This is a genomic window from Variovorax sp. W1I1, from assembly GCF_030815625.1.
GTDB lineage: Bacteria > Pseudomonadota > Gammaproteobacteria > Burkholderiales > Burkholderiaceae_C > Variovorax > Variovorax paradoxus_C.
On sequence record NZ_JAUSWZ010000001.1, the window covers coordinates 3,493,984 to 3,506,110 of the forward strand.

General features: G+C 66.5%; 10 protein-coding genes. 1 reads left to right on the forward strand and 9 read right to left on the reverse strand.

From position 1 onward, the window contains the following. Positions 1-281 precede the first annotated feature (281 nt). The 8 genes from QFZ83_RS16295 to QFZ83_RS16330 form a co-directional block, all read right to left on the reverse strand. Entirely contained in the window at positions 282-1,133 is an 852-nt protein-coding gene (locus QFZ83_RS16295; RefSeq protein ID WP_307508083.1) for an alpha/beta fold hydrolase, read from the reverse strand. Beyond that, positions 1,130-1,807, reverse strand: a complete 678-nt coding sequence (locus QFZ83_RS16300) for an SDR family oxidoreductase (protein ID WP_307508085.1) — start codon at positions 1,805-1,807, stop codon at positions 1,130-1,132. The genes QFZ83_RS16295 and QFZ83_RS16300 overlap by 4 nt, the downstream gene beginning before the upstream one ends. Before the next feature lie 37 nt (positions 1,808-1,844). After that, complete coding sequence (locus QFZ83_RS16305; protein ID WP_307508087.1) at positions 1,845-2,846, reverse strand: NADP-dependent oxidoreductase; 1,002 nt, start codon at positions 2,844-2,846, stop codon at positions 1,845-1,847. A 101-nt stretch (positions 2,847-2,947) separates the two neighbouring features. Further along, positions 2,948-3,553 (reverse strand): TetR/AcrR family transcriptional regulator, encoded by a 606-nt coding sequence (locus QFZ83_RS16310; RefSeq protein WP_373457505.1) that lies wholly within the window; start codon positions 3,551-3,553, stop codon positions 2,948-2,950. Positions 3,554-3,619: 66 nt separating this feature from the next. After that, positions 3,620-4,057 (reverse strand): CBS domain-containing protein, encoded by a 438-nt coding sequence (locus QFZ83_RS16315; protein WP_307508090.1) that lies wholly within the window; start codon positions 4,055-4,057, stop codon positions 3,620-3,622. Positions 4,058-4,103: 46 nt separating this feature from the next. Further along, a complete protein-coding gene (locus tag QFZ83_RS16320) occupies positions 4,104-5,159 on the reverse strand; it encodes a 2-oxoacid:ferredoxin oxidoreductase subunit beta (protein WP_013540891.1) in 1,056 nt (351 codons plus the stop codon). Further along, positions 5,156-7,006: a 2-oxoacid:acceptor oxidoreductase subunit alpha gene (locus QFZ83_RS16325; RefSeq protein ID WP_307512730.1), complete on the reverse strand. Its 1,851-nt coding sequence runs from the start codon at positions 7,004-7,006 to the stop codon at positions 5,156-5,158. The genes QFZ83_RS16320 and QFZ83_RS16325 overlap by 4 nt, the downstream gene beginning before the upstream one ends. Before the next feature lie 160 nt (positions 7,007-7,166). Further along, positions 7,167-8,978 carry an FAD-dependent oxidoreductase gene (locus QFZ83_RS16330; protein ID WP_307508092.1) on the reverse strand — a complete coding sequence of 604 codons (1,812 nt, stop codon included), beginning with the start codon at positions 8,976-8,978 and terminating at the stop codon, positions 7,167-7,169. Positions 8,979-9,252: 274 nt separating this feature from the next. On the opposite strand from QFZ83_RS16330, the gene QFZ83_RS16335 reads away from it, so the two are divergent. Next, positions 9,253-11,034, forward strand: a complete 1,782-nt coding sequence (locus tag QFZ83_RS16335) for a carboxylesterase/lipase family protein (RefSeq protein ID WP_307508094.1) — start codon at positions 9,253-9,255, stop codon at positions 11,032-11,034. A 62-nt stretch (positions 11,035-11,096) separates the two neighbouring features. Here the strand turns inward: QFZ83_RS16335 and QFZ83_RS16340 are convergent, their stop codons facing one another. Beyond that, positions 11,097-12,092 (reverse strand): tripartite tricarboxylate transporter substrate binding protein, encoded by a 996-nt coding sequence (locus QFZ83_RS16340; RefSeq protein ID WP_307508096.1) that lies wholly within the window; start codon positions 12,090-12,092, stop codon positions 11,097-11,099. Positions 12,093-12,127 lie beyond the last annotated feature (35 nt).

Consider the following 12,127-nt stretch of genomic DNA (forward strand, 5'->3'; position numbering starts at 1 on the left):
ATTTTGGAGTCATCTTGTCGAATTGATTTGAATTTTCAATCGACCCAGAAACGCGAATAGTAATATTAAGTTACTAACTGAATAAAACTCTTACCACACTCATTGATCGACTTCAATGTAATTATTATTTCTAATCAGTATTCGTATATCGACTGATATCAAAAACATGATCCCTCAGAGGAGGAGCGCTCATCTCAGGCGTCCGCCAATTACCCTCGATGTGAAAATCGTATTTATTCGGCGGCAAATAAATATCAATGAATGCACACCACCCAACTCAATTAATGGGAAAGAAACGCGAGCGCCCGCTGCACGAAGTCGGCGTGAAACTGGAATACCGCCCCATGCCCCGAGTCCGGATAAATCACAAGTTCGCTGTTTGGCAGGCGCCTTGCCAATTCATGCGTATTGCTGCTTGGGACCATTCGATCGCTGTCGCCATTGGCAACCAGCACCGGCTGCTGGACTTTCGATAAATCCGCGGGTTTTCCATTACCCCACCGGCGCAGGGCTTTCAATTGCGCCTGCAGCGCCGCCACCGTGATGGCCTTGTCGCGGTTGTCCGAACGCTCCGCCAGGCGCTGGAGAAACGCCTTGCCCGCGCGGATGCCCTCGGGCGTGCGGGTGAAGAACAGGAACTGCTTGGGGTCCTGTCCGGTGAGCAAGCCCCTGAGCATGTCGAAATACGTCACCCGGGCCACCTTGGCGATGCCTTCGCCGCCCGCGGGCCCCGTTCCCGTGAGGATCATCCGGCGCACGAGTTGCGGCGCCATGCGCACGATGTCCTGGGCCACCATCCCGCCCATCGAGAACCCGAAGAGGTCGACCGGCCCGAGCCCCAGGGCCTGGATGAAAGTGATCGCGTCGCGGGCCATGTCTTCTATCGACGCCGCCGGGGCGCCGCTCGATGCGCCCACGCCCCGGTTGTCGAAAGCAATCACGCGGTGCCGTGCTGCGAAGCCGTCGACGACGCGCGGGTCCCAGTTGTCCAGCACGGCGGCCAGGTGGATGAGGAACACCACCGGCGGACCTGGGTTCTGCGTGCCCAGCTCGCGGTAGGCGAACCGCACGCCACCTGCAGTGATCGTGCGCGTCGACACGTTCGTCCAGGTCACCGGTAGCTCCTGCTTCATGACGCCACCAATCCGCGCTTGACCTGCTGCGTGATCTCGTCGGCCAGCACTTCGTCCTGGCCGGCTTCGAGCCCGTCGAGCGCACGCCGGACGATGTCCTCGGGGCTGGTCTTGGGCACGTCGAAGCTGCTGGTCATGTCGGTGTCGACGTAAGCCATGTGCAGCCCCAGCACCTGGGTCTTCTGCGGCGCGAGTTCGCTGCGCAGCGCGTTGGTGAGCGACCAGGCCGCGGACTTGCTCGCCGAATACGCGGCCAGATCGCCGCCGTTCACCCACGAGGCGACCGACAGCACATTGAGCAACCCGCCGCCGCCATTGGCCGCGAGCGCCGGCGCAAAGGCCTTGCTCATGCGCAGCACGGCGAAGAAGTTGGTCTCGAAGATGCGTCGCGCAACCTCTTCGCTGTCCGGCGCGAGAAAACCTCCGGCCTGCGCGATGCCGGCGTTGTTGATGACCAGCGTCACGTCGGAGGCGAGTGCCGCGGCGGCAGCCACCTCATCTGGCTTGTTGACGTCGAGCCGCAGCGGCTCGGCGCCGGCTTGCGTGATGGTGGCGGGGTCGCGTGCACCGGCGTAGACCTTGCGGGCGCCGCGGGCGAGCAATTCGCGCGTGAATGCGAGGCCGATGCCGCGGTTGGCACCGGTGACGAGGACGACTGCGTTTTCGATCTTCATGGGATATCTCCAGGGGGTTGCGGGTTGAAAAACAGGTTCACTTGAGCTTGATGACGACCTTGCCCTTGGCACGGCCGGCTTCGACATAGGCGAGCGCTTCGTTGGTCGAAGCGAACGGAAAGACGCGATCGATCACCGGCCGGATGGCGCCGGCCTCGATGAGCCGGGTGATCTCGCGCAGCTGGCCGCCGTCCGCCCGCATGAAGAGGAACGAATAGCCCACGCCGCGGGCGCGCGCACGGCGCCGGATGCCGGCGCTCAGCAGCCGCATGACCAGCCGTACGAAACCCGGTGCCGCGATCGACTTGCCGAATTCGGGATCGGGCGGCCCGGAGATGGAGATGAGCTTTCCGCCGCGCTGGAGCACGCGCAGGGATTTCTCGAGCGTCTTGCCGTCCTGGCTGTTCAGCACGACGTCGCAGCCGCGGAGGATGTCTTCGAAATCCTGCTTGCGGTAATCGACGACGACGTCCGCGCCCAGGCGCTTGACGAACTCGACGTTGGACGTGCCCGTCGTGGTGGCGACGGTGGCGCCCAGGTGCTTCGCGAGCTGGATCGCAAAGGTTCCCACGCCGCCGGAACCGGCCTGGATGAAGACCTGCTGCCCCTTCTTGAGCCCTGCCTTCTCCACCAGCGCCTGCCATGCGGTGAGGCCGACCAGCGGGATGGAGGCGGCCTCCTCCATCGTGAGGTTCGCGGGCTTGAGCGCGAGCGAGGCTTCCTTCACCGGCACGAACTCCGCGAAGGTGCCGATGCGGAAATCGTCGGTCCGCGCATAGACCTCGTCGCCCACCTTGAACTGCCGCACCTGCGGCCCGGTCTTGACCACGACGCCGGCCACGTCGTGACCCAGCACGAGCGGCAGGCGGTACGGCAGGATGAGCTTGAACTCGCCGTCCCTGATCTTGGCGTCCAGCAGGTTCACGCCCGCGGCGTGGACCTCGACCAGGACCTCGTCGTCGCGCAGGCTGGGCATCGGCATGTCCGCCGATCGCAGCGTGCCTTTCTTGCCGTATCGGTCGAGAACAAAGGCCTTCATGGTGTTTTTTCCTTGGGGTTGGCGGGAGCAAAAATCGAATTTGGCATGATGATCATCATATTCAAGAACGAACGAGTGGGCGGCATTCGTCGGGGGTGAAATCAGGCGTCGGCGGGAAGCAGGCGCTGGAGGGCGGTCTCGAGCAGGCGCTCGGACAGCGCGGGCTCGTTGACCGCGCGGGCCAGCGTCAAGGCGCCGACCATGGTGGCGATCGCCACGAGCGCCTGCTCGTGGGCGGAGGGCTGTCCCCAATCGGGCAACTGGCGGGCGACCAGGTCGACCATCGCCTTGATGTGCCGGGTCGTCGCGCTGCGCACTTCGGGCGCCTGCCGCGGGGTTTCCGAGCCCAGCGCGGCCAGGGGGCAGCCGATGTCCGGATGCTCCAGGTGCTCTTTCGAGAGATAGGCGCGAAGCATGCGTTCGAGGGCCTTGCCGGTGGGCACGCTGGCTGCGGCGTCTGTTGCCGCGACGGCCGCCTCCGCGCACGCACGAACGGCGGCCTCCGCCAGCATGGCTTCGCGCGACGGGAAGTGGGCGTAGAACGCGCCGTGCGTCAGGCCCGCCTCTTTCATGATGTCGGCGACGCCGGTGCCGTCGTAGCCGCTGCGGCGAATGGCCTTGGCGGCCACGGCCACGATGCGTTCGTGCGAAGCCTCCTTGGCGGCTGTCCTGGCGTTGATTTTTGCGTTTGACATGACGCGCATCATATCAAACGAGCCAAACACGCGCAAGGCAGCCGCCGGCTGCCCCTTCTCACCCCTCACCCCTCACCCTCACCCCAGCGCGTCGTTCACCTGCTCGTTGAATTCCGTCTGGCTGAGCGCCGTGCCGATTTCCCGCGGCAGCGCATCGCGCACCGAGAACACGCCCAGGATCTTCGCCCCCGCCACCAGCGGCAGGTGGCGAAACCCGCGCTCCAGCATCAGCACGACCGCATCGGACACCAGCGTCTCCGGCGGCACGCAGATCGGGTTGGGCGTCATCACCTCGCGCACCGGCGTGCGGTCGGGGTCGAGCCCCTTGGCGAGCACGCGGGTCATGAGGTCGCGCTCGGTGAGGATGCCCAGCAGCGTGTCGGGCAGCTCCATCACGAGCACGCTGCCGCAGTTGGCGCGCGTCATCACGCAGGCGGCGTCGCGCACGCTGGCCTGCGGTCCCAGGCTGATGACGTGCTTGCGCGTGACGGATTGGAAAACGGTGCGCTCGGCCATGGTGCGCCCTCCAGAAGTTGAGGAAGTCGGTGCCGCCCGCGCCTCTTCAGCGCAAGGAGGCGTTCAGCTTTTCCAGCGCGGTCGCGCCGGGGCACAGCGCGTCGGCTTCCAGCGTGTTGAGCGGGCGCTCGCAGGTGTTGAGCGCCGTGTGCAGGTCGGTGGCGAGCGGGTCGACGTAGAGCAGCCCGGTCACCACCTCCCCCATCTCGTGATGGCGCTGCATGTAGGCCATCGCGGCGTAGCGGTCGCCGGGGTTGTAGTCGGGGTGCAGGCTGCGCAGGCGCAGCAGCGTGCCGTCGTGCTGCCGCACATCCATCACCTCGCCCGGGCCGATGTCGGCGGTGATTTCCTCGCGCCCGCTGATGAAGTCGATGCGGCTCACCGCCTCGTTGTGCTCGCGCACATAGTCGTAGCTCTTGGTGCTGCCCGGGTGGTTGTTGAAGGCGACGCACGGGCTGATCACGTCGATGAAGGCCGAGCCGCCGTGGCTGATCGCGCCCTTGATGAGCGGCACCAGCTGCGCCTTGTTGCCCGAGAAGCCGCGCCCCACGTAACTCGCGCCCAGTTGCAGCGCGAGTGCCACCAGGTCCACCGGGCTGTCGGTGTTGACCACGCCCTTCTTGCTCTTGGAGCCCTGGTCGGCCGTGGCCGAGAACTGGCCCTTGGTGAGGCCGTAGACGCCGTTGTTCTCCACGATGTAGGCCATGCGCACGCCGCGCCGCATCGCGTGCGCGAACTGGCCGAGGCCGATGGAGGCCGAATCGCCGTCGCCCGAAACGCCCAGGTACAGCAGGTCGCGGTTGGCCAGGTTGGCGCCGGTCAGCACGCTGGGCATGCGGCCGTGCACGGTGTTGAAGCCGTGCGAGGCCCCGAGAAAATAGTCGGGCGTCTTCGAGCTGCAGCCGATGCCCGAGAGCTTGGCGACGCGGTGCGGCTCGATGTCCAGCTCCCAGCAGGCTTCGATGATCGCGGCGGAAATCGAGTCGTGGCCGCAGCCTGCGCACAACGTGGAGATCTTGCCTTCGTAGTCGCGCCGCTTGTAGCCGACCTTGTTGGTGGCCAGCGTCGGGTGGTGCAGCCGTGGCTTGGCGAGGTAGGTCATGCGGACTCCTTCATGCCGGCGGCGGAGGCCGGCTGCGTCTTTCGCACATGCGCGGCGATGGCTTGGCCGATGAAGCGCGCGGTGATCGGCGTGCCGTCGAAATGCAGCACGCGCACCAGCCGGGCGGGGTCGAACTCCAGCTCGTTGACCAGCAGGCTGCGCATCTGCGCATCGCGGTTCTGCTCGACCACGAACACCTGCCGGTGCGCGGCCAGAAACTGCGACACGCTCTCGGGAAACGGAAACGCGCGCAGCCGCATCGCATCGAGATGGATGCCCTCTTCTTCCAGCGCCTCGAGCGCCTCGTGCATCGAGGGGCTGGTCGATCCGAAATAGATCACGCCGAGGTCGGTCTTCTCTGCAGCAGGCCGCAACACCGGCTGCGGCACCAGCGTGGCCGCGGTCGCGAACTTCTTCAGGAGCCGCTCGACGTTGTAGATGTAGTCCGGCCCGCGCTCCGAATACCGCGCATAGGCATCGCGCGTGGTGCCGCGGGTGAAGTAGCTGCCCTTGGTCGGGTGCGTGCCCGGCAGCGTGCGCCAGGGAACGCCGTCGCCGTCCACGTCCTTGTAGCGCCCGAAGTCGCGGCCCGCCTCCAGCTCTTCGGCGGTCATGACCTTGCCGCGGTCGTAGGCCTTGGCGTCGTCCCATTCGAAGGGCTCGCACAGGCGCTGGTTCATGCCGATGTCCAGGTCTGTCATGAGGAACACCGGCGTCTGCAGCCGGTCGGCCAGGTCGAGCGCAGCGGCGGCGTGCTCGAAGCACTCGTGCGGGTCTTCGGGGAACAGCAGCACATGCTTGGTGTCGCCATGCGAGGCGTAGGCGCAGGAGAGGATGTCGGCCTGCTGCGTGCGCGTCGGCATGCCCGTCGAGGGGCCGCCGCGCTGCACGTTGATGAGCGTGACCGGAATCTCCGCGAAGTACGCAAGGCCGATGAACTCGGTCATCAGCGAAATGCCCGGCCCCGAGGTCGGCGTGAAGGCGCGCGCGCCGTTCCATCCGGCACCGACCACCATGCCGATCGAGGCGAGCTCGTCTTCGGCCTGCACGATGGCGAAGCGATGCTGGCCGGTGGCCGGGTCCACGCGGAACTTGGTGCAGTACTTCTGGAAGGCCTCGGCTACCGAGGACGAGGGCGTGATCGGATACCAGGCCGCGACCGTCGCGCCGCCGTACACGCAGCCCAGCGCCGCGGCGCTGTTGCCGTCCACGAAGATGCGGTTGCCCACGCGATCGGCGCGCCGCACCTGGATGCCCAGCGGTTCGCGCAGATGCTCGCGTGCGAAGTCGCAGCCCAGGTGCAGCGCCTGCACGTTGGAGGCCAGCAGCTTTTCCTTGCCCTTGTATTGCTCGCCGAAGAGCTTCTCGACCACCTCGGGCTCGATGCCCAGCAGGATGGCGAGCGCGCCGACGTACACGATGTTCTTGAACAACTGCCGCTGGCGCGGGTCCTGATAGACCGCGTTGCAGATCTCGGTGAGCGGCATGCCGATCACGCGGATGTCGTCGCGGAACTTCGAGGGCGGCAGCGGCCGCGTGCTGTCGTAGAAGAGGTAGCCGCCGGGCGCCAGCTCGGCCAGGTCGGCGTCCCAGGTCTGCGGGTTCATCGCCACCATCATGTCGGTGCCGCCGCGCCGCCCGAGGTGGCCGGCTTCGGTCACGCGCACCTCGTACCAGGTCGGCAGGCCCTGGATGTTGCTCGGGAAGATGTTGCGCGGACTCACCGGCACGCCCATGCGGAGGATCGCCTTGGCGAACAGCTCGTTGGCCGAGGCCGAACCCGAGCCGTTGACGTTGGCGAACTTGATGACGAAATCGTTGATGCCTTCGATCTGCGGGATGTTCATACCGCTCATGGAGTCACCTCCGTGCGCATGTTGCTCCCTCTCCCCTCGGGGAGAGGGCGGGGGTGAGGGCCTGCGGCGATGGCAGAGGCGGCGCGCGCGCGAAGGCCCATGCCCTCACCCCAACCCTCTCCCCAAGGGGAGAGGGAGCAAGAGCGGGTGCTCATGCCGCCACCTCCTGGCCTTGCCCCTGCCCCGCCGGCGTCATCTTCAACAGGAACTTTTGCATGTCCCACGCGCCGGTCGGGCAGCGCTCGGCGCACAGGCCGCAGTGCAGGCAGACGTCTTCGTCCTTCACCATCACGCGGCCCGTCTTCAGGCCGCCGGACACGTACAGGTCCTGCGTCAGGTTCAACGCCGGCGCCTTGAGGTGGGGCCGCAGCTCGGCTTCGTCGGCGTTCTCGACGAAGTTGATGCAGTCCATCGGACAGATGTCCACGCAGGCATCGCATTCGATGCAGGCCGCCTCGGTGAACACGGTCTGCACATCGCAGTTCAGGCAGCGCTCGGCCTCCTTGAAAGCGGTGGCCGCATCGAAGCCCAGCTCCACCTCCACACGGATGCTCGCGAGCGCCGTCTCGGCCTTGGCCCACGGCACCTTGTAGCGCAGGTCGTTGGAGGTGTCGTTGTCGTAGCTCCACTCGTGGATGCCCATCTTCTGCGACACCAGGTTCGTCATCGGCGCGGGGCGCTCGTACACGGGTTCGGCGCGCAGCAGCTTGTCGATCGACACGGCCGCCTCATGGCCATGGGCCACGGCCGTGATGATGTTCTTCGGCCCGAAAGCTGCATCGCCGCCGAAGAACACGTTGGGCACGGTCGACTGAAAGGTGTTCTTGTCGAGCGTGGGCAGCCCCCACTTGTCGAAGGCAATGCCGCTGTCGCGCTCGATCCATGGGAAGGCGTTTTCCTGGCCCACCGCAACCAGCACCTCGTCGCATTCGAAGAAAGCGTCCGGCTCGCCGGTGGGCACCAGCGAGCGGTGGCCCTTGTCGTCGTATTCGGCGCGGACCACCTCGAAGGTCATGCCCTTGAGCTGGCCCTGGTCATGCACGAAGGCCTTGGGCACGTGGAAGTTGACGATCGGAATGCCCTCGTGCTGCGCGTCTTCCTTCTCCCAGGGCGAGGCCTTCATCTCCTCGAAGCCGCTGCGCACGATGACCTTCACGTCGGTACCGCCCAGGCGACGCGCCGAACGGCAGCAGTCCATGGCAGTGTTGCCGCCGCCCAGCACGATCACGCGCCGGCCGATGCTCGTGATGTGGCCGAAGGACACGGAGTTGAGCCAGTCGATGCCGATGTGGATGCTGGCCGCCGCTTCCCTGCGCCCGGGCACGTCGAGGTCGCGTCCGCGCGGTGCGCCGCAGCCGACGAAGATCGCATCCCACCCCTCGGCCATCAGCGCCTTCATCGAGTCGATGCGCTCGCCGCCGCGGAACTCGACGCCCAGGTCGAGCACATAGCCGGTCTCTTCGTCGATCACCGATTCGGGCAGCCGGAAGCGCGGGATCTGCGTGCGGATGAAACCGCCGGCCTTGGCCTCGCCGTCGAACACCGTCACCTCGTAGCCGAGCGGCGCAAGGTCGCGCGCGACGGTGAGCGAGGCCGGCCCCGCGCCGATGCAGGCGACGCGCTTGCCGTTCTTCGCCTCGGGCTTGGGCATGCGCTCGCGCACGTCTTCCTTCATGTCGGCCGCCACGCGCTTGAGCCTGCAGATCGCCACCGGCTCGGGCGCGCTGGCGTTGCTTTCCTCCACCCGTCCGCGCCGGCAGGCCGGCTCGCAGGGACGGTCGCACGTTCGCCCGAGGATGCCCGGGAAGACGTTGGAGGCCCAGTTGATCATGTACGCATCGCCGTAGCGGCGCTGCGCAATCATGCGGATGTATTCAGGGACGGGCGTGTGCGCCGGACAGGCGTACTGGCAATCGACGACCTTGTGGAAATAGGCCGGGTTGGCAATGTCGGTTCGCTGCAATGCGTTTCTCCTGACAGTCGCCCTGGCCCCGAAGGGGCCGGCTTGTGGGGTTTGGCGCAGTATGCGCCGCACAGGCGGCTGCACCGCCTTGGTGAAATCCCGCAGCAGCGCTCACATAGAACCAGCCCGAACGATGTGCGCGCGCCACATTGGAATCGGCTTGCGCCCTGCCCAGACTGTGGTCGCCCACCGGGCCTGCATGCAGGCCGGCGGGTCAAAGACGGCCGGCAGCCTGCCTGGCGGCCATGACAACAGAGAAAAACGGAGACTCCACATGATTCGCCACTTGCGCGCCGGCACCGCCTGCGCCGTCCTTGCCCTGCTGCAGCTGAGCGCCTGCGGCGGCGGGGGAAGCAACAACCCCGTGTTCACGCCCTTCCCCCCGCCCACGGCGACCGCCCCGCCGCCCGCCGAACCGCCCCCGGCCGCGGCCTCGCCGCTGCAGCGCACCACCATCTACGGCAGCGTGCTGGGCACCGACGATTCCGCGACGAACGGCACCTACAACTGGAAGGGCGTGCCCTTCGCCAAGCCGCCGGTCGGTGCGCTGCGCTGGAAGGCACCGGTCGATCCGGAGCCCTGGGGCACGGTCAAGACGACGCAGAAGCTCGGCAACGCCTGCGTGCAGACCGGCCGTCTCTACGGCCCGGGCCAGAACAACCAGTACGACGCGACCATCGGCACCTCCATCGGCAAGACCACCGGCGCCGAGGACTGCCTGTATCTCAACATCTGGACGCCCTCGACAGCCAAGGCGACCGACAAACTGCCCGTCATCGTCTTCGTCTACGGCGGCAGCAACATCACCGGCTACACGGGCGATCCGGTGTACGACGGCGCCGCGCTCGCGAAGAAGGCCAATGCGGTCGTGGTCACGGTGAACTACCGCCTCGGCATCATGGGTTTCCTCGCCTCGCCGCAGCTCAAGACGGGCGCCGATGCGAACGACGACTCCGGCAACTACGCGATCCTGGACCTCATCAAGGGGATGAAGTTCGTCAACGCGAACATCGCGAACTTCGGCGGCGACCCAGCCAACGTCACGCTGATGGGCCAGTCGGCCGGCGCCGTCAACATCTACGCGCTGATGGTTTCGCCGCTGGTGGCCAACGCCAAGCCGGCGCTGTTCCAGCGGCTGGTTCCGCTGAGCGGCGGCGTAGCGACCGCCACGACCAAGCCGAACCAGGTCAACGCACTGTTGAGCGCCCTGCTCGTGGCCGACGGCACCGTGGCGGACGACGCGGCCGCGGCGACCTACATCGCCAGGCAGAGCAACGCCGATCTGGCCGCGTACCTCCGGTCCAAGAGCGCGGACACCTTGCTGCAGACGGTGCTCAAGAAGCTGGTGCCGCTGGGCCTCTCGGCCTCCAACCCGCTGAACGACGGCACGGTGGTTCCGGTCGATCCGATCGCGGCGATCAACGCGGGGCAGTTCCTGAAGGTGCCGGTGCTGGCCGGCTACACGCGCGACGAGACCAAGCTCTTCCCACAGAACCTGGCCACCTCGCCCGCGTTCGGCGGGATCAGCGGCCGGCTCCTGGACGACCCGACGGTGTTCTCGATGGCCTACAGCTACGACCCGAACGCCGCGCCGACCACCTCGCTGGAGCAATGGATTCCCGGCCAGTACCTGCCCGTCACGACGCCGGTCACCGGCTTCAACGCCCGGACCGACCTGTACAACCAGTACTTCTTCATCGCGCTGCGCAAGCAGATCTTTCCGGTGCTGCAGGCGCAGAACGTGCCGCTGTGGTGGTACCAGTTCAACTGGGACAAGTCGCCGGCGCCGTTCAACGACATCTTCGGCGCCGCGCACACCTTCGACCTGCCCTTCGTGTTCGGCAACTTCGGCCCCTCGCTCTATTCGAAGTTCGCGAACTCGAAGGCGAACGAGCCGGGCCGGCTGGAGCTCTCGGACGCGATGATGAAGAGCCTTGCGGCGTTCGCCCGCGGCGGAGACCCGAACAACGCGGCACTGGGTGTCAACTGGCCGCAGTACCCGTCGATGCTGAACTTCGATGCTTCGTTGACAGCCAAGGCGATCACGGTGCAGTAGTCAGGACGCGCACGACGGCCGCGATGCGGATGCGGATGCGGATACCGGACCTTGGTGCCAGGTCACTCCGCCTCGATCTTCGCGGCCTCCACCACCTTGCCCCAGCGCACGAACTCGGCCTTGCTGAACTCATCGAGTTGCTTGGCGTTCATGTAGTCGGCCGTCGCGCCGAGCTCGGCCGCCTTCTGCTGGAACGCAGGCGTCGCCACGATCTTCGAGATCTCGGCGTTGAGCCGGTCGATGACCGGCTGCGGCGTCTTGGCCGGTGCAAACACCGCGAACCACGAGGTCGCATCGAGGTTCGGCAAGCCGACCTCGGCAGCCGTCGGAACGCCCGGCAGCGACGCCACCCGCGTCTTGCCGGTCACTGCGATGGCGCGCAGCTTGCCCGACTGGATGAAGGGCATGAAGGGCGGCGGCGTGCCGAAGGTCATGTCGACCTGGCCGCCCAGCAGGTCCTGCAGCGCCGGGCCCGTGCCCTTGTAGGGAATGTGCGTGATGCGGATGCCGGCCTGCTGCTCGAGCATGGCGCCGGTCACGTGCTGCAACGAGCCGGGGCCCGACGATGCGAAGGTGAGCTTGCCCGGGTGCGCCTTGGCGTAGGCGATCAGCTCGGCCATGGTCTTGACCGGCACGTCCGCGCGCACCACCACCACCTGCGGTGCGCTCAGCACGTTGGCCACCGCGCGCAGGTCTTCGGGCGCCCATTGCTTCTGCTTGACCACATGCGGGGAGATGACGTGGTAGCCCGAGTACTGCATCAGCAGCGTCTGCCCATCGGGCTCGGCGCGCTTGACCTGCACCGCGGCGATGACGCCGCTCGCGCCCGACTTGTTGTCCACGATGACCGAATGGCCCAGCGCCTTGCCGAGCGGATCGGCCAGCATGCGCCCCGCGATGTCGGTGGTGCCGCCGGCCGCGGCGCCTACGACCATCGTGACGGGGCGCGTGGGGTAGGTCTGCGCGAAGGCGCTGCTGCTGCCGATCAACGCTGCGAAAGCGGTCAGCGCGCAGAGGCTGCGGCGTACCGGCGATGAGGGATTCGGTTGCTGTCTCATGTCTTTGTCTCCTGGTTTTCTGTGAAATTGAAATC

Excerpts from the sequence above, each read along its gene's own strand:
- QFZ83_RS16320 (WP_013540891.1), bottom strand. The coding sequence starts at position 5,159 with ATGACCTACCTCGCCAAGCCACGGCTGCACCACCCGACGCTGGCCACC.
- QFZ83_RS16310 (WP_373457505.1), bottom strand. The coding sequence starts at position 3,553 with ATGATGCGCGTCATGTCAAACGCAAAAATCAACGCCAGGACAGCCGCC.
- QFZ83_RS16305 (WP_307508087.1), bottom strand. The coding sequence starts at position 2,846 with ATGAAGGCCTTTGTTCTCGACCGATACGGCAAGAAAGGCACGCTGCGA.
- QFZ83_RS16295 (WP_307508083.1), bottom strand. The coding sequence starts at position 1,133 with ATGAAGCAGGAGCTACCGGTGACCTGGACGAACGTGTCGACGCGCACG.
- QFZ83_RS16315 (WP_307508090.1), bottom strand. The coding sequence starts at position 4,057 with ATGGCCGAGCGCACCGTTTTCCAATCCGTCACGCGCAAGCACGTCATC.
- QFZ83_RS16335 (WP_307508094.1), top strand. The coding sequence starts at position 9,253 with ATGATTCGCCACTTGCGCGCCGGCACCGCCTGCGCCGTCCTTGCCCTG.
- QFZ83_RS16325 (WP_307512730.1), bottom strand. The coding sequence starts at position 7,006 with ATGAACATCCCGCAGATCGAAGGCATCAACGATTTCGTCATCAAGTTC.
- QFZ83_RS16300 (WP_307508085.1), bottom strand. The coding sequence starts at position 1,807 with ATGAAGATCGAAAACGCAGTCGTCCTCGTCACCGGTGCCAACCGCGGC.
- QFZ83_RS16340 (WP_307508096.1), bottom strand. The coding sequence starts at position 12,092 with ATGAGACAGCAACCGAATCCCTCATCGCCGGTACGCCGCAGCCTCTGC.